The sequence below is a fragment of the Polymorphobacter fuscus genome, from assembly GCF_011927825.1.
GTDB lineage: Bacteria > Pseudomonadota > Alphaproteobacteria > Sphingomonadales > Sphingomonadaceae > Sandarakinorhabdus > Sandarakinorhabdus fusca.
This window is the reverse complement of record NZ_JAATJI010000001.1, coordinates 387,546-404,942: the sequence shown is the minus strand read 5'-3', so window position 1 is coordinate 404,942 and position 17,397 is coordinate 387,546. Positions and strand designations below refer to the sequence as shown.

Annotated in this window: 15 protein-coding genes; 6 read left to right on the top strand and 9 right to left on the bottom strand. The window is 66.8% G+C overall.

Annotated elements, in window-relative coordinates; genetic code table 11:
* Positions 1-2: 2 nt before the first annotated feature.
* The 5 genes from greA to carA all read right to left on the bottom strand — a co-directional run bounded on the left by greA (position 3) and on the right by carA (position 5,914).
* On the bottom strand, positions 3-482 hold the full coding sequence (greA, locus tag GGQ62_RS01945) for a transcription elongation factor GreA (RefSeq protein WP_152576734.1): 480 nt from the start codon (positions 480-482) through the stop codon (positions 3-5).
* A 101-nt stretch (positions 483-583) separates the two neighbouring features.
* Positions 584-3,832 carry a carbamoyl-phosphate synthase large subunit gene (gene carB / locus GGQ62_RS01940; RefSeq protein WP_152576735.1) on the bottom strand — a complete coding sequence of 1,083 codons (3,249 nt, stop codon included), beginning with the start codon at positions 3,830-3,832 and terminating at the stop codon, positions 584-586.
* Positions 3,832-4,257 carry an endonuclease domain-containing protein gene (locus tag GGQ62_RS01935; protein ID WP_243445980.1) on the bottom strand — a complete coding sequence of 142 codons (426 nt, stop codon included), beginning with the start codon at positions 4,255-4,257 and terminating at the stop codon, positions 3,832-3,834. Before GGQ62_RS01935 ends, carB begins: the two co-directional genes overlap by 1 nt.
* 149 nt (positions 4,258-4,406) lie before the next feature.
* The gene (locus GGQ62_RS01930) at positions 4,407-4,754 is read right to left on the bottom strand and encodes a ribonuclease E inhibitor RraB (protein WP_152576736.1); all 348 of its coding nucleotides are present in this window, start codon (positions 4,752-4,754) and stop codon (positions 4,407-4,409) included.
* Positions 4,751-5,914 (bottom strand): glutamine-hydrolyzing carbamoyl-phosphate synthase small subunit, encoded by a 1,164-nt coding sequence (gene carA / locus GGQ62_RS01925; protein ID WP_152576737.1) that lies wholly within the window; start codon positions 5,912-5,914, stop codon positions 4,751-4,753. Before carA ends, GGQ62_RS01930 begins: the two co-directional genes overlap by 4 nt.
* A 133-nt stretch (positions 5,915-6,047) precedes the next feature.
* On the opposite strand from carA, the gene GGQ62_RS01920 reads away from it, so the two are divergent.
* From GGQ62_RS01920 to GGQ62_RS01895, 6 genes are all read left to right on the top strand, one after another.
* Positions 6,048-6,503: a GatB/YqeY domain-containing protein gene (locus tag GGQ62_RS01920; RefSeq protein WP_152576738.1), complete on the top strand. Its 456-nt coding sequence runs from the start codon at positions 6,048-6,050 to the stop codon at positions 6,501-6,503.
* A gap of 61 nt (positions 6,504-6,564) precedes the next feature.
* Positions 6,565-6,984 carry an endonuclease domain-containing protein gene (locus GGQ62_RS01915; RefSeq protein WP_243446607.1) on the top strand — a complete coding sequence of 140 codons (420 nt, stop codon included), beginning with the start codon at positions 6,565-6,567 and terminating at the stop codon, positions 6,982-6,984.
* Positions 6,981-8,825, top strand: coding sequence for a DNA primase (dnaG, locus tag GGQ62_RS01910; RefSeq protein ID WP_152577076.1), 1,845 nt, complete (start codon positions 6,981-6,983; stop codon positions 8,823-8,825). Before GGQ62_RS01915 ends, dnaG begins: the two co-directional genes overlap by 4 nt.
* A gap of 82 nt (positions 8,826-8,907) precedes the next feature.
* Positions 8,908-10,959 (top strand): RNA polymerase sigma factor RpoD, encoded by a 2,052-nt coding sequence (rpoD, locus tag GGQ62_RS01905; RefSeq protein WP_152576739.1) that lies wholly within the window; start codon positions 8,908-8,910, stop codon positions 10,957-10,959.
* Between the two features lie 51 nt (positions 10,960-11,010).
* Positions 11,011-11,730 (top strand): hypothetical protein, encoded by a 720-nt coding sequence (locus tag GGQ62_RS01900; RefSeq protein WP_152576740.1) that lies wholly within the window; start codon positions 11,011-11,013, stop codon positions 11,728-11,730.
* Positions 11,731-11,800: 70 nt separating this feature from the next.
* Complete coding sequence (locus tag GGQ62_RS01895) at positions 11,801-12,646, top strand: AAA family ATPase (protein WP_152577077.1); 846 nt, start codon at positions 11,801-11,803, stop codon at positions 12,644-12,646.
* 113 nt (positions 12,647-12,759) lie between these two features.
* Here GGQ62_RS01895 and GGQ62_RS01890 read toward each other — a convergent pair whose 3' ends face one another.
* The 4 genes from GGQ62_RS01890 to GGQ62_RS01875 form a co-directional block, all read right to left on the bottom strand.
* On the bottom strand, positions 12,760-12,960 hold the full coding sequence (locus GGQ62_RS01890) for a light-harvesting protein (protein ID WP_152576741.1): 201 nt from the start codon (positions 12,958-12,960) through the stop codon (positions 12,760-12,762).
* A 15-nt stretch (positions 12,961-12,975) separates the two neighbouring features.
* A complete protein-coding gene (locus GGQ62_RS01885; protein WP_152576742.1) occupies positions 12,976-13,128 on the bottom strand; it encodes a light-harvesting protein in 153 nt (50 codons plus the stop codon).
* A 268-nt stretch (positions 13,129-13,396) separates the two neighbouring features.
* Positions 13,397-15,031: a CTP synthase gene (locus GGQ62_RS01880; protein ID WP_152576743.1), complete on the bottom strand. Its 1,635-nt coding sequence runs from the start codon at positions 15,029-15,031 to the stop codon at positions 13,397-13,399.
* A 91-nt stretch (positions 15,032-15,122) separates the two neighbouring features.
* On the bottom strand, positions 15,123-17,348 hold the full coding sequence (locus tag GGQ62_RS01875; RefSeq protein WP_152576744.1) for a S8 family peptidase: 2,226 nt from the start codon (positions 17,346-17,348) through the stop codon (positions 15,123-15,125).
* Positions 17,349-17,397 lie beyond the last annotated feature (49 nt).

Here is a 17,397-nt window from a genome sequence, read left to right as displayed (position 1 = left end):
CGTCAGATGAACTCGACCGCCTCGATGGTGTAATAGCGATCGCCCGACGGCGTCGTCACCTCGACTTCGTCATCGATGCGGCGGCCGATCAGGGCACGGCCGAGCGGCGAGTTGTAGCTGATGCGGCCGCGACGGGCATCGGCTTCGGTATGGCCGACGATCTGATACACGATCTTCTTGTCGTCCTCGTCGAGCAGATGCACCGTGGCGCCGAACACCACCTTGTCGCCCGACAGCGTCGTCGGATCGATGATGACGGCGCGCGCCAGCTGGTCCTCGAGCTCGATCACCTGGGCCTCGATCTGGCCCTGGCGTTCCTTGGCGGCATGATATTCGGCATTTTCCGACAGGTCGCCATGGGCGCGCGCGACTTCGATCTGCTCGACGACTTCCGGACGCTCGGTTTCCTTCAGGCGGCGCAGGGTGGACACCAGCACGGCATGGCCGTCCGCAAGCATCGGCAGTTTTTCGATCGTCGCCATTCTTTTGAACTCTTGTCTTTGGACTTCCCGAAACGCGGGGCCTTGGTAACGCGGGAGGCCGGCAGTGGTTGCACTGCCGACGGTTCGTGGTCCAGGGGGGCCTACGCCTTGGGCGACTGATGATAGGCCTGCAACGGTCGCACTTCAAGCGGGCGTCGCCGCAGCGCGGCAATCGCCGCCACCGACGCCACCGACGCAGCCGCGGTGGTGAAATAGGGCACCCGGCCATACAGCGCCGAGCCGCGGATAGAGGCCGAATCCTTCAGCGACTGGACGCCTTCGGTGGTGTTGAAGATCAGCGCGACATCGCCATCCTTGATCCGGTCGACGATGTGCGGCCGGCCTTCGGCAACCTTGTTGACGAGCGCGACCGGCAGGCCGGCTTCGCGCAGCACCCGCGCCGTGCCATCGGTGGCGATGATGGTGAAGCCCATCGCCGCCAGGTCGCGCATCGCCGGGATGATGATCGGCTTGTCGCTGTCCTTGACCGACACGAACACCGTTCCCGATTGCGGCAGCACCGTGCCGGCGCCCAATTGCGCCTTGGCAAAGGCGGTGGCGAAATCGGTATCGATGCCCATGACTTCGCCGGTCGATTTCATTTCCGGCCCGAGCACCGGATCGACGCCGGGGAAGCGCGCGAACGGGAAGACCGCTTCCTTGACGGCGATATGCGTGCCGACGTTGCGCGGGCTGGTGTCGAAGCTCGACAGCGCTTCGCCCGCCATCACCCGCGCCGCGATCTTGGCGACCTGGATGCCGGTCGCCTTGGCGGTGAACGGCACGGTGCGGCTGGCGCGCGGGTTGACCTCGATCAGATAGACCTCGCCGTCCTTGACCGCGAACTGGATGTTCATCAGCCCGCGGACGTTGAGCGCACGCGCCAGCACCGTCGTCTGGCGCTCGATTTCGGCGATGATCTCGTCCGACAGGCTGTAGGGCGGCAGCGAGCACGCCGAATCGCCGGAATGGACGCCGGCTTCCTCGATATGCTGCAGGACGCCGGCGACATAGACGGTCGCGTCATCGGCAATGGCGTCGACATCGACTTCGATGGCGTCGCGCAGATAGCGATCGATCAGCACCGGCGCGTCGCCCGACACGATCACCGCCTCGCGAATATAGGTGTCGAGCTGCGCCTGGGTGTCGACGATTTCCATGGCGCGGCCGCCGAGCACATAGCTCGGCCGCATCAGCACCGGATAGCCGATGCGGGTGGCAACGGCGACGGCCTCGTCGCGGCTGCGCGCGATGCCGTTTTCGGGCTGCTTGAGGCCGAGCCGCTCGATCAGCGCGGCGAAACGCTCGCGGTCCTCCGCCAGGTCGATATTGTCGGGCGCGGTGCCCAGGATCGGGATGCCCGCCGCTTCCAGCGCGCCGGCGAGCTTGAGCGGGGTCTGGCCGCCCAGCTGGACGACGACCCCGGCGAGCGTGCCGTTCTGCATTTCGGTGTGGAGAACCTCCAGCACGTCCTCGGCCGTCAGCGGTTCGAAATACAACCGGTCCGACGTGTCGTAATCGGTCGACACGGTTTCCGGGTTGCAGTTGATCATGATGGTTTCATAGCCCGCGTCATTGAGCGCGAAGCAGGCGTGGCAGCAGCAGTAATCGAATTCGATCCCCTGCCCGATACGGTTCGGCCCGCCGCCCAGGATGACGACCTTGGTCGCCGCGCTGGGCTCGGATTCGCAATCCGGCTCGCCGAAGCTGGGGGATTCGTAGGTCGAATACATGTACGGCGTCTTGGCAGTGAATTCGCCGGCGCAGGTGTCGATGCGCTTAAACACCGGCCGCACCCCGAGCGCGCGGCGATCGGCGGCGACCTGCGCTTCGGTCTTGCCGGACAATTTCGCAATCCGGGCATCGGAAAAACCCATGGCCTTGAGGCGGCGGAAACTGTTGGGGCCGGTGGGATATTCGCCGGCCTTCAGCCCCGCTTCGACCTGAATCAACTCGGCGATCTGGCGCAGGAACCAGGGTTCGAACCTGGCGACGGCATGGATCCGCTCCACGCTCATGCCCTCGCGCAGCGCCTGCGCCGCGACGCGCAGCCGGTCGGGCGTGGCGCGGCTCAACTCGGCCTCGATCTCGTCGTGCGAGGCGCCGACCAGCGCCGCGATCTCGTCGAAGCCGGAAAGGCCGGTTTCGAGACCGCGCAGCGCCTTCTGGACGCTTTCCTGGAAATTGCGGCCGATCGCCATGACTTCGCCGACCGACTTCATCGCGGTGGACAGCAACGGCTCCGAACCCTTGAATTTTTCGAAGGCGAAGCGCGGGATCTTGGTGACGACATAGTCGATCGTCGGTTCGAACGACGCCGGCGTCGCGCCGGTAATGTCGTTCATCACCTCATCGAGGGTATAGCCGACCGCCAGCAGCGCCGCGACCTTGGCGATAGGGAAACCCGTCGCCTTCGATGCCAGCGCCGATGAGCGGCTGACGCGCGGGTTCATCTCGATGACGACGAGCCGGCCGTCCTTCGGGTTGACAGCGAACTGGACATTGGAACCGCCTGTTTCGACACCGATTTCGCGCAAGCAAGCAATGCTCGCGTTGCGCATGATCTGATATTCCTTGTCGGTCAGCGTCAGCGCCGGCGCGACGGTGATCGAATCCCCGGTATGGACTCCCATCGGGTCGATATTCTCGATCGAGCAGATGATGATGGCGTTGTCGGCGCGGTCCCGCACCACCTCCATCTCATATTCCTTCCAGCCGAGCACCGATTCCTCGATCAGCACTTCGGTGGTCGGCGAGGCATCGAGGCCGCCCGTCACGATGCGGACGAACTCTTCCTTGTTATAGGCAATGCCGCCGCCGGTGCCGCCCATGGTGAAGCTGGGGCGGATGATCGTCGGCAGGCCGACGAAATCCAGCGCGACCATCGCTTCGTCGATGCTGTGGGCGATCTGCGAGCGCGGGCTTTCCAGGCCGATCTTCGACATGGCGTCGCGGAATTTCAACCGGTCCTCGGCCTTGTCGATCGCCTCGGCATCGGCGCCGATCAGTTCGACATTGTATTTCTCGAGCGTGCCGTCGCGGTGCAGGGCGAGCGCCGTATTCAATGCGGTTTGGCCACCCATCGTCGGCAGCACCGCGTCGGGGCGTTCCTTCGCGATGATCTTGGCGACGATCTCGGGGGTGATCGGCTCGACATAAGTCGCGTCCGCCAGCTCGGGATCGGTCATGATCGTCGCCGGGTTCGAATTGACCAGGATGATGCGATAACCCTCGGCCTTCAACGCCTTGATCGCCTGCGTGCCCGAATAATCGAACTCGCACGCCTGGCCGATAATGATCGGGCCGGCGCCGATGATCAGGATGGAGGAAATGTCGGTGCGTTTTGGCATTACAGGCCTTCTGGCGCCACAGGGCGCATCTGGTGGTCGATGGGGCGCCCCTCTCCAGGGCCGCCTGCGGCGTCTCTCGACCTTCTCCCGGCGGGGGGAGCTGATGCGCGCATATGATGGTCGATATGCCGCGCAACACTGTCGCGGTCGCTGGCGACGTCGGCGTTGGTGATGTGGAGCACGCGATAGCCTCGGCTGGCGAGAAAGGCTTCGCGCCGCGCGTCATGGGCGATGCTGTGGTCGTGCGAACGCCCGTCGATTTCGATGATCAATTTTTCGCGCCGCGCTGCGAAATCGGCGATGTACGGGCCGATCGGCACCTGGCGGGCGAACTTCCAGCCATTGAGCCGACCGCCACGCAGCATTTCCCAAACAACGACTTCCGCCGGCGCCATATTGGCCCGCAACGCCTTGGCACGTGCCAACGCAACCTCCCCCCGCCGGGGGGAGGTCGGACTCGGCGCAGCCGAGCCGGGAGAGGGGCTCTGTCTGCCGGCGCGCGAGAGCCCCTCTCCCGGGCCGCCTGCGGCGTCTCTCGGCCTCCCCCCGGCGGGGGGAGGTTGGGTGTTGGCGATCACGCTCCCGTCTCCGCCTGGCAGCCCCAGCCGTCGAACTCGACGCCGTGCGAAATCTCGATCTCCAGCGCGCGGGTGATCAGCGCCTTCAAGGCCACCGACGTCACCGGGCCATCGACCTGTAAATCCGCCGCCCAGTCGCCATCCTCGAAATCTCCGAAGTCGATGAAGCGGAAACCCAGCCCCTGCGCATCCTCGGCAAGGTTCTCGATGGCGTCCTGCGGCCCCTTGAAATGCACGTCGATCGTCCGCGGCAATTCGGCGATGTCGCCGTTGCGGGCGAGTTCGGCGAGCACCTCCTGGTCGGCGGCCATTTCCTCGGCGAGGCGTGCGGGGTCGATGCTCACCGCAGCGACCCGACGAACTTTTCGAAAAGATAGGCACTGTCCTGCGGCCCCGGGCTCGCCTCCGGATGATATTGCACCGAAAACGCCGGCATGTCGGTCAGTTCCAGCCCCGCCAGCGAGCCGTCGAACAGCGAGATATGCGTCGGCCGTGCCGTCGGCGGCAGCGTTTCGGTTTCCACGGCAAAACCATGGTTCATGCTGGTGATCTCCACCCGCCCGTCGCTGAGCCGCTTGACCGGATGGTTGGCGCCGCGGTGCCCCTGCTGCATCTTCACCGTCTTGGCACCGACAGCCAGCCCGAGCAGCTGGTGGCCGAGGCAGATGCCGAACAAGGGCACGCCCGCGTTGAGCACCTTCTGGATCACCGGCACGGCATAGACGCCGGTGGCGGCCGGGTCGCCGGGGCCGTTCGACAGGAAGATGCCGTCGGGCTTCAGGCTCATGATCTCGTCAAAGCTTGCCATCGCCGGCACCACCGTCACCCGCGCCCCGGCGGCGACGAGGTTGCGCAAAATGTTGCGCTTCATGCCGTAATCGACTGCGACGACGTGCGGGCCATCGGGGTTGCCGCTGTGGACGGCATAGCCACCCTGCAGCGTCCACAGGCCATCGTCCCAGCCGTAATTCTGCGTCGTCGAAATGACCGAGGCGAGGTCCATGCCCTCCAGCCCCGGCCAGCCCTTGGCCTGTGCCGTCAGTTGCTTGATGTCGAAACTGCCCATGCGGTTATGGGCGATGACGGCATTGGGCGCGCCGCCCATGCGGATGCGCTTGGTCAGCGCGCGGGTATCGACCCCCGAAAGCCCGATCCGCCCCCAGGCGCGCATCCAGTCATCGAAATTGCGCGTCGAGCGGAACGATGCCGCCGGCGTGATCGCCTCGCGCACCACGCAGCCGAGCGCGTGCGGGTTGGCCGATTCGATGTCTTCGGGGTTGGACCCCGTGTTGCCGATGTGCGGAAAGGTGAAGGTGATGATCTGGCCGGCGTAGGAGGGATCGGAAATCACCTCCTGATAGCCGGTCATCGCGGTATTGAAGCACACCTCCCCCACTGCCACGCCTTCGGCGCCGAAGCCCATGCCCCAGATGACCGATCCATCCGCCAAGACCAAAACGCCAGTCGCGCCTTTGGGTTGGGCGGGCGCGGGCGCAGCGGCCATGGTTGGGTCCTTTGGTTGTGCGGTTCGGGTGGTCAAACGGCTGGCGAGTTAGGGAGGGGGGCCGGCTGCGTCAATCTATTCTTTCGCACCGCCAGGCGCTAGTGGGGGCGATCAGCAAGTCAGGAATACGCACATGGTACGCGACGACATCAAGGCCGCAACGATCGCATCGATGAAAGCCGGCGACAGCGCCCGCACCGGCACGCTGCGCCTGATCGCGGCGGCGCTGAAAAACAAGGATATCGAGCTGCGCACCGGCACCGCGCCCGCCGACGACGATGTGTTGGTCGCCGATGTCCTGTCGAAAATGGCCAAGCAGCGCCGGGAATCGATCGAGATGTACGTGACCGGCAACCGCCCCGAACTCGCCGACGCCGAACGCGCCGAACTGGCGATCATCGAAAGCTTCATGCCGGCGCAGATGTCGGCGGACGAGGCGCAGGCCAAGATCGCGGCGCTGGTCACCGAACTGGGGGCGACATCGGTCAAGGACATGGGCCGGGTGATGGCGGCGGTGAAGGAACGCTTTGCCGGTCAGTTGGACATGGGCGCGGCGGGCGGGATGGTGAAGGCGGCGCTGGCGGGATGAGTTTGCGGGGCAGTTTGCCTGTCTGCTCCCCTCCCGCTCGCGGGAGGGGTCGGGGGTGGGCGTGAGCGTGAGCGGACAACCACCGCGGACGATCGCCGCCGAACAACTGACCAAAGCACGGCAGCTTCGCAGCAATGCGACCCCAGCCGAACGCAAACTCTGGCAGGCCCTGCGCGCCAGCCAGTTGAACGGGCACAAGTTCAGCCGCCAGATTGCCGTCGGCCCCTACATCGCCGATCTTGTTTGCCGCAAGCAGCGGCTCGTGATCGAACTCGATGGCAGCCAGCACGGCGGCGCCGCCGATCTTGCCCGCCAACACTATATCGAGGCCCATGGCTATCGCGTGCTGCGGTTCTGGAACTGGCAGGCTGTCGACCACACCGAAATGGTGGTGGCGATAATCGCCGAAGCCTTGGCCCCAGAAGCGCCCACCGAAGCGCCCACCCCCGACCCCTCCCGCAAGCGGGAGGGGAGACCCTGAGCCTCCCGCCCGCCTTTCTCGACGAACTTCGCGCTCGGGTGGCCCTGTCCCCGGTCGTCGGGCGGCGGGTCAAGCTGACCCGCGCAGGGCGGGAATGGAAAGGCTGCTGCCCGTTCCACAACGAAAAAACCCCCAGCTTTTATGTCAACGATGACAAGGGTTTCTACCATTGCTTCGGTTGCGGCGCGCATGGTGATGTCATCCGCTTCCTCACCGAACAGGAAGGGCTCGGCTTCATCGATGCGGTCAAGCAGCTCGCCGCCCAGGCCGGGATGGAGGTGCCGGCCGACAGCCCGGCGGCGCGGGAGCGGGCCGAGGTCAACGACACGCTCCAGTCGCTCGCCGGCCGTGCCGCCGAATGGTTCCAGGCGCAGTTGCGCAGCCCCGCCGGCGCCGAGGCGCGCGCCTATCTGGAACGACGCGGCGTCACCCCTGCCCTTGTCCGCGACTTCGCGCTGGGTTTTGCGCCCGACTCGCGTACCGCGCTCAAATCGGCACTGAAAGACGCGGGCGAGGACCGGCTGGTCGAGGCCGGGCTGCTCGGCCGCGCCGACAGCGGCGACACCTATGACCGGTTCCGCGGCCGGCTGATGTTCCCGATCCGCGATCGCCGCGGGCGCGTCACCGGCTTCGGCGGCCGCGCGCTGGGCGATGTGCAGCCGAAATATCTCAACTCCGCCGACGGGCCGCTCTTCGACAAGGGCCGGCTGCTCTACAATCTGGACCGCGCCGGGCCGGCGGGGCGCAAGGCCGGGCGGCTGGTCGTCGTCGAAGGCTATATGGACGTCATCGGCGTCGCCGGCGCCGGCATTGCCGAGCTGGTGGCGCCGCTCGGCACGGCGATGACCGAGGAACAGCTGGCGCTGGCCTGGCGCGTCGTCGACGAACCGACCCTGTGCTTCGACGGCGATGGCGCCGGCCAGCGCGCCGCGCTGCGCGCGGCGGTGCGGGCGCTGCCGCTGCTGGCGCCCGGCAAGTCGCTGCGCATCGCCACGCTGCCGCCGGGCGAGGACCCCGACGATCTCGTCAAGCGCGGCGGCGCCGCGGCGTTCGGTGCCGTGCTCGATGCCGCCGTGCCGCTGATCGATTTCCTGTGGGCGAGCGAAGTCACCGGCGGCGACACATCGACTCCGGAACGCCGCGCCCTTGTCCGCCAGCATCTGAAGGCGCACAGCGACAGCATCGCCGATGCCAGCGTGCGCGCGCTTTATGCCGCCGAATTTGCCGCGCGGTTCGATGCGATGTTCCTGGCCCGGCCGCAGCGGCCGCAGCGCGAATTCACCCCCTTCAAGCCCGGCACGGCCTGGGTGCCGCCGCGCAGCGGCGCCTCTGCGGCGCTGAAGGCCCGGCCACGCGCCGGGGATGCGGCCCAGGAGACCGCGGCGATCCTGCTCGGGCTGCTGACCTATCCGGCGCTCGCCGACCGCCATGGCGAGGCGCTGGCGGCGCTGCCGCTGCCCGATCCGCGCCAGGCGGCGCTGTGCAATGCGATCCTGGCCATCCTTTCGGCGCGGCCGCACCTTGAAAGTGCGGCGCTGGCGCACGAACTTGGCACCGAAGGCCTTGGCGCCAGCATCGATCAGCTTCGTGCGTCGAACCGGCTGCGCTTCTCCTTCACAGGAACACGGGCCGATGCCGACGTTGCTGCGCATGATTTTGCCGTTCTGGTCGATACCATCCTGGCGCGCGGCCGGGTGGAAAGCGAGCTTGCGGCCGTGACGGCGCGGCTGAAGGTGACGCTGTCGGAGGCCGATTTCGAACGCCAGCAGGCGCTGCGCGCCGAACGCGTCGAAATCGACGAAGCGATGATGCGACTGGCAGAATCACGCCGCGACGACTAAAGCGCTGCGATTCGCTTTTGGTCGATGGGTTATAATTATACCGGAGCGGCTGCCGCTCGCGATGAAACAAGGATGGTCCCGAATGGCAAAAGCGAATGTGGCGGCTGCGAGCACCGACGCCAAGGGCGAAGGCAATGACGCACCGCTGCTCGATCTCAACGAAGCCTCGGTCAAGAAGCTGCTCGCCCGCGCCAAGAAGCGCGGCTACATCACCTATGACGAGTTGAACGAAGCCCTGCCCCAGGACCAGATGTCGTCCGAGCAGATCGAAGACGTCATGGCGGCGCTTTCGGAAATGGGCATCAACATCATCGAGAATGACGAGCCCGCCGACGACGGCGCCGAAGCCGCGCGCGCCGAGGACGACGAGGACGAGCCCGAACCCGTCGAAGGCGACCTGGGTACCGCGCCTGCCGCAGCCGTCGTCAAGGCACCGCTCGACCGCACCGACGACCCGGTGCGCATGTACCTGCGCGAGATGGGCGCCGTCGAACTGCTCAGCCGCGAAGGCGAAATCGCCATCGCCAAGCGCATCGAGGCCGGCCGCAACACGATGATCGCCGGGCTGTGCGAAAGCCCGATGACGTTCACCGCGATGATCGAATGGTCGAACGCCCTCAACGAAGGCCGCATGCAGCTGCGCGAGATCCTCGATCTCGAAGCCATGCTCGCCAAGGACCCGGCCGAAGCCGCCACCGACGAGAATGGTGAGCCGACCGAGGGCAGCGACTTGCCGACCGTCCAGTTCAAGGACGACGAGGAACCCGCCGAGGAACCCGCCGCCCCCGACGAGGAAGACGGCATGACCGAGCGGCGCATGCGCCCCGACGGCAAGCCGGCGATTCCCGACGACGAGGAAGAAGACACGACGCTGTCGCTGGCGGCGATGGAAGAGGTGCTGAAGCCTGCGGCGTTGGAAAAATTTGCTGAAATCACCGCGACCTACAAGAAGTTCCTCAAGCTGCAGGAAACCCGGCTGACGGCGCTGGGCGGCAACACCGCCTTCCCGGCCGCGGACGAACGCCGCTACCAGAAGCTGCGCGAGGAGCTGACCCGCGGCGTCCAGTCGATCCATTTCAACAACAGCAAGATCGAACTGCTCGTCGACCAGCTCTATACCCAGAACCGGCGCCTGCTGGTGCTCGGCGGGCAGATGATGAAGCTGGCCGACAAGCACAAGATCAACCGCAAGAGCTTCATCGACGAATATACCGGCAATGAGCTCGACGACAGCTGGATGGGCCGCGTCGCCGGCATCGACAAGAAATGGGCGGCCTTCGCCAACGCCGAAACGGCGCCGGTGGAGACCATCCGCAGCGAGATCGCCAACATCGCCGAAGCCACCGGCGTCGAGCTCGGCGAATTCCGCCGGGTGACCAACATGGTGCAGAAGGGCGAGCGCGAGGCCCGGATCGCCAAGAAGGAAATGGTCGAGGCCAACCTGCGCCTCGTTATCTCCATTGCCAAGAAATACACCAACCGCGGGCTGCAATTCCTTGATCTCATTCAGGAAGGCAATATCGGCCTGATGAAGGCGGTCGACAAGTTCGAGTATCGCCGCGGCTACAAATTCTCGACCTATGCGACCTGGTGGATCCGCCAGGCGATCACGCGCAGCATCGCCGACCAGGCCCGCACAATCCGCATCCCGGTGCACATGATCGAGACGATCAACAAGCTGGTCCGCACCAGCCGCCAGATCCTCCACGAGATCGGCCGCGAACCGACGCCGGAGGAACTGGCCGAACGGCTGTCGATGCCGCTCGAAAAGGTGCGCAAGGTGATGAAGATCGCCAAGGAGCCGATCAGCCTCGAAACGCCGATCGGCGACGAGGAGGATTCGCACCTGGGCGATTTCATCGAGGACAAGAATGCCGTCATCCCGGTCGATGCCGCCATCCACGCCAACCTCAAGGAAACCGTCACCCGGGTGCTCGCAAGCCTCACCCCGCGCGAGGAGCGCGTGCTGCGCATGCGCTTCGGCATCGGCATGAACACCGACCATACGCTGGAAGAAGTCGGCCAGCAGTTCAGCGTCACCCGCGAGCGTATTCGCCAGATCGAGGCCAAGGCGCTGCGCAAGCTCAAGCACCCGTCGCGCAGCCGCAAGATGCGGTCGTTCCTCGACGTGTGATCGCTGTTTGCCGGGCGGCTGCCACAAAGTCATAACTTGTTTGCCGCGCCCGTGACCTATACGGGTGCGGCCATGACCCATGAACGGCGTTTGCCACTGGCCCTGGCGCCATTGGCGGTGTTGCCCGCCCTGCTGCTGACCGCCGCCGCGCCGGTGCCGGCACCGCTGCGCGATCGGATCGTCGCCGATGCCGCCGCGGCGCCGCCGTCGACGCTCGCCTTCGAACGCGGCACGCGCTCGGTTCGCACCGGCGGTGGCATGACCACCAATGTCAACACCGTCGACCGCTGGGACGGCACCCGCTGGACGCTGGTCAGCCTGCTCGGCAAGCCGCCGACGCCCGCCGAACGGCACGACCATGGCCGGCAGGTGACGCTTATCCCCGTCCCCGGCTATTACCAGCTGGGCCCGATCATCGCCGCGGCGACCGCGAGCAGCGTCGATGCCCAGGGCCGGACGATCCTGACCATCCCGGTGCTGCCCGCCGATGCCGTGCGGACCGATTCGGGGGACATTTCCGACCACCTTCAGGCCGAAGCGCGGCTGGCGCGGCGCGGCGACCTGGTTTGGGTCGACCAGCTGCACGTCACGGCGCGCGAGCCGTTCCGGATGAGCATGCTGATCAAGGTCAGCAGCTTCGACCAGACCAGCGAATATCAGCTGGCGCCCGACGGCACGCCGCGGCTGGTGTCGCAGAAATCGGAATCGGTCGGCTCGATGTTCGGCTTTCCGGGCGGGGAAAAGGCCCAGGTCACCTTCACCTATCGCTAGTTGCGGGACGGATTGTGCGCCTCTAGGCTGCGGGAACCTCCAATTTTCAAGGTTTCCCAGCCCCATGTCGATGCGTTTCCAGGGCACCTCCGGCTATGTCGCCACCGAGGATCTGAAGGTCGCGGTCAATGCCGCCGTCACGCTGCGGCGGCCGCTGCTGGTCAAGGGCGAACCCGGCACCGGCAAGACCGTGCTGGCGCAGCAGATCGCCGATGCCTTCGACGCGCCGCTGATCGAATGGAACGTCAAGTCGACGACCAAGGCGCAGCAGGGCCTGTACGAATATGACGCCGTCAGCCGGCTGCGCGACAGCCAGCTCGGCGACCCGCGCGTCCACGAAATTTCCAATTATATCCGCCGCGGCAAGATGTGGGAGGCGTTCACCGCGCCGAAGCTGCCGGTGCTGCTGATCGACGAGATCGACAAGGCCGATATCGAGTTTCCCAACGACCTGCTGACCGAGCTCGATCGCATGGAATTCGATGTCTATGAAACCGGCGAACGGGTGAAGGCGGCGGTGCGCCCGATCGTCATCATCACCTCGAACAATGAAAAGGAGCTGCCCGACGCCTTCCTGCGCCGTTGCTTCTTCCACTATATCAAGTTCCCCGATCGCGAGACGATGCAGTCCATCGTCAACGTCCACTTCCCCGAAATCCAGAAGGCGCTGGTCGCCGAGGCGCTCAACATCTTCTTCGACATCCGCGAAGTGCCCGGCATGAAGAAGAAGCCGTCGACGTCGGAACTGCTCGACTGGCTCAAGCTGCTGATGCACGAGGACCTGCCGATCGACGTGCTGCGCAATCGCGATACCAAGAGCCTGATCCCGCCGCTGCACGGCGCGCTGTTGAAGAACGAGGCCGATGTGATGCTGTTCGAACGGCTGGCCTTCATGAGCCGGCGCGGCAACGCCTAGAGCGCTCGATCACGCTCCGCCACCTGCGCCGGACGCGAAAAAGGCCGGGGTCGCGAGACCCCGGCCTTTTCGTGTCACGACCCGGCGCCTGGGCGCCGAGCCGAGCCGTCCGTTCAGCCCGCCTTGGTGGCGGTGGCGGTCGGAGCTTCGGCGCTGGTCGCGACCGGAGCGGCGCCCTGCCAATAGGCAGCGAACCAGGTGGTGTTGTTCAGGATCGACGCGTGCACCGCGAGCGCTGCCAGAACAAAGGCGATGAAGAACAACGGAATACCAACCGTCGGGCGGACATAGAGCCAGATACGACCTTCATTCATGATTACGGCCTCCCCTTACTTGAGCCAAGGCGTAAGCATGTACGCCAGGATGTGCGCCAGGATCGCGATTGCCGCATAGATCCGGGTGCCCCACATCAGGCCGCCCTGGATTTCTTCGGCTTCCTTTTCGGTCAACCCGGATGGGTAAACCTTTGTTTCATCTGCCATCGACCATCTCCGCTTTTGAGACCAGCTGTACTGCCGTGCCGCCGGCTCTCGCCCGCAGCGCAGCCAGAAGACCACCCCCTTGGCAGCCATCCGTCTTCACACGATCCTGCCCCGTTCGCCCGATCCCGGTGCCGTTGCCGGCGCCTTCGCTGGAGGATCGACTCCCCGTAACCCGTCACGTGTTAGCGACACTTTATCGCAACCCGGGTGTGTGTCAATTGGTCGCGACCCCGAAAGTGTCAGGCAAACCCGACACTAAGCGACAAAGTCACACCAGGCGGCTCTGGCGCACCGCGGCGGCGATGAATTCGGCGAACAGCGGATGCGGGTCGAAGGGTTTGGATTTCAGCTCCGGGTGGAACTGGACGCCGATGAACCAGGGATGGTCGGGCCGCTCGACGATTTCGGGCAGCAGGCCATCGGGCGACATGCCCGAAAAGATCAGCCCCGAGGCTTCCAGCCGCTCGCGATAGTTGACGTTGACCTCGTACCGGTGGCGGTGGCGTTCGGAGATGGCGGTGTCGCCATAGATGCTGGCAGCGACGCTGTTGCCAGCAAGGGTCGCGTCATAGGCCCCCAGCCGCATGGTGCCGCCCAGGTCGCCGCCGGCTTCGCGCACCTGCAGGCCGTCGGCGCTCATCCATTCGGTGATCATGCCGACGACCGGCTCGGCGGTCGGCCCGAACTCGGTGGTCCCGGCCTCCGCCACCCCGGCCTGGTTGCGGGCGGCCTCGATGCACGCCATCTGCATGCCGAGGCAGATGCCGAAGAACGGCACCTGGCGGTCGCGGGCGAAATGGACGCTGCGGATCATGCCTTCGGTGCCGCGTTCGCCGAAGCCGCCGGGCACCAGGATGCCGTGCATCGGTTCCAGCTGCGCGACGATATCGGCATCGGGGCCTTCGAACAGCTCGCCTTCGATCCAGCGGATGTTGACCTTGACGCGGTTGGCGATGCCGCCGTGCGCCAGCGCCTCGGTGAGGGATTTATAGGCGTCCTTCATGCCCGTGTATTTGCCGACGACGCCGATGGTGACTTCGCCTTCCGGACTGTGCAGCCGATCGGTGATGTCGGTCCAGCGCGTCAGCAGCGGCGCCGGCGCGCCGTTGATGCCGAACGCCGCCAGCACCTGGTCGTCGAGCCCTTCGGCATGATATTGCAGCGGCACGTCGTAGATGCTGGGGGCGTCGAGCGCCGAAATCACCGCTTCCTTGGCGACATTGCAGAACAGCGCGATCTTGGCGCGGTCGCCATCGGGCAGCGGATGTTCCGACCGGCAGACGAGCACATGCGGCTGGATGCCGATGCCGCGCAGTTCGGCAACGCTGTGCTGGGTCGGCTTGGTCTTCAACTCGCCGGCAGCGGCAAGATACGGCACCAGCGTGCAATGGATATAGACGGCATTGGCGCGGCCGACATCGGCGCTGAGCTGGCGGATCGCCTCGAGAAAGGGCAGCGATTCGATGTCGCCGACGGTGCCGCCGATCTCGCACAGCACGAAATCCAGCCCCTCGGTGTCCGCGCGGGCGAAATGCTTGATGGCATCGGTGACATGCGGGATGACCTGGACCGTCGCCCCCAGGAAATCGCCGCGGCGTTCCTTGGTGATGATGTCCTGATAGACTCGGCCGCTGGTGATATTGTCGGTCTGCCGCGACGCGACGCCGGTGAAACGCTCGTAATGGCCAAGGTCGAGATCGGTCTCGGCGCCATCGTCGGTCACATAGACTTCGCCGTGCTGGTACGGCGACATCGTTCCGGGATCGACGTTGAGATAGGGATCGAACTTGCGGATGCGGACGGTATAGCCGCGCGCCTGGAGCAGCGCGGCGAGCGAGGCGGCCATAAGGCCCTTGCCGAGCGACGAAACCACGCCGCCGGTGATGAAAATAAACCGGGTCATGGGATGAACGCCTTAGTCGCTTTGCCCCCCGCAGCGCCAGTGCCGGGGGCCGATTGTTTGTGGATAAGGCGGCGAAGCACCACGCCGCCGGTCAGAAACGCAGGTGAACCCGCGCCGCGCCGCCGAAATCCGCCGCCGCGCCGGCGATGTTGCCGGGCTGATGCCGCCAGAAGCTGCCAAGGCTGAAGCCGCCGCCATCGAAGCCGCGGCCATAGCCGGCCTCGACGGCGATCTCGCGGCCGCTCGGCCCCAGCCGCAGCGCCACCGGGTCGGCGCCGGTCGCCAGCAGCGCCGTGCCGCTGGCGCGCAGCGGCTGGGCGATCGTCAGGCTGGCGGTATCGCGGCGGTCGAGCACGCCGGCGCGCGACAGCGTCAGCGACCCCGCCGTGCCGACCAGCCGGCCGCCGCCCTGCCACAGCCCCTGCCCGGTCAGGTCGGCGCGCGTCAGCCCCAGCCGCGCTTCGGCGCGCACGGCCCAGTCTGCCAGCGGCAGCGACAGCGTCGCCACCGCGCTGGTCGTCGTCGCGCCGCGCACGCCATAGGCGGCGGGCAGTTGCGAGCCGAGCAACGCGCCCTGCTCCGCCAGTATCTCCATCGCCAGCCCGAACTGTCCGGCACCCAGCGCATGGTCGGCGCGCAGGATGGCGCGCGACGCGGTGGCCGGGGCATCGCCGCCCCCGCCGCTCACCCCGCGCATGGCCATGGCGCCAAATGCCATCGCCAGTGTCCAGTCGCCCAGCCGCTGCGCCGCGGCGCCGCCGGCCAGCGGCTGTGCCACCAGCCCGGTTTCGCTCGCGCGCCACGCCACCAGCGGCGCGACCAGGCCCGCCGTGCCGGTCGCGTCGTCGAGCATCGCCCCGGCCGACTGGCCATAGCCGAGCACCAGCGTCCGCCCGGGCGCCAGCTGCACCCGTGTCTGGCCGCCGAGGAAGCTGCCGCGCGGCCGGTCGCGCCATTCGACGCCCGTCGCGACATCGCCGCGCCAGGCGGCGCCATCGACGGCGCGCGTCATCACCGCGACTTCGGCGTTGCCATAGACGCCCGCGCCGGTGCGCAGGTCGCTGCCGAGCAGCGCATTGGCGAGCCGGCCTGGCGCCTGCTGCCGCAGGTTCGCCGCCAGGTCGACGCTGTAACCGCGGCCATAGCTGTCGTGCGCCGCGACCTGGCGCAGCGCCATCCCCACCTGCCCGGCGTCCCCCAGCGGACTGCCGAGCAGCCCGGCATCGGCAGACAGCGGCACCGCCACCCGGCCGACCGAAAGCGTGCCGATCGGCGCGAAGGCCCGCGCCAGGTTGAGCGCACCGCGGCCGTAGACCGGGTCCGTGCCCGGCGCCCCCAGGTCATCGGCGGTGCTGAGCAGGATCTCGACAATCTGCGCCGGCGACAGCTGCGGATAGGCCTGCGCCAGCAAGGCCACGGCGCCGGAAACGATCGGCGCAGCTTCGGAAGTGCCGGTGTAGACATAGGCGGTGCCGGTCTGGTCGAAGCTGCGCACCCGCGTGCCCAGCGCCGTCAGATAATAGGATGCCGCCGCGCCGGCCCGGTTGCTGAAATCGGCGATCGCGCGGTTTTCGTCGATGGCGCCGGCGACGATCACGGCGCCCGGCGCCGCGCGCTGCACCGACGCCGCAAAGGGGTCGATTTCGGCGCTGGCCTCGTTGCCGGCGGACAGGACGATGACCGCCCCCGCCGCGCTGGCACGGGCCGCGGCAAAGCTGACCGATTGCAGCGCGCTGCCGCCGCCGAGCGACAGGTTGACGACGCGCGCCCGCGCCGATGCGGCGACATCGAAACCGGTGGCCAGCGTCGCCGAGGCGAAGTTGCAGCCCTCGGCCGTAGTGCAGCTGCCCGGCGTGTCGGCGCGCAACGCCAGCAACGTCGCACCCCAGGCGAGACCGTGGATATTGGCGCCGTCGCGGGCCGCCAGGATGATGGCGGAGACTTCGGTGCCATGGCCATCCTCGTCGCCATAGCCGCGGTCGCCGGCCAGATCGCGGCTGGCGGGCGAGATGCGCCCGGCGAATTCGCTGTTGGCGATGGCGACGCCGGTATCGATGACCGCGACGGTGACTCCGGCGCCGCTGGCCCCCGCCCGATAGGCGGCGATCGCCTGCGACGACACGACGGCGTTCGACCGCCGATATTCGGCGGTGTCGAAATTGGCGGGGTTGGGGGTCAGCACCGGCGGCGCCACCGCGGCCGGCGGCGCCACCGGCGCGGGGGTCGACACGATGCCGCCATTGCCGCCACCGCCGCCGCACCCGCCAAGGGCCAGCAGGCCCGCGCTCGACAACAGGAACGCAGAATGATTCTTCATGGCCCCGGTCTGCAGCAAGACGATGAAGATTACGTCATCAACAGCGATG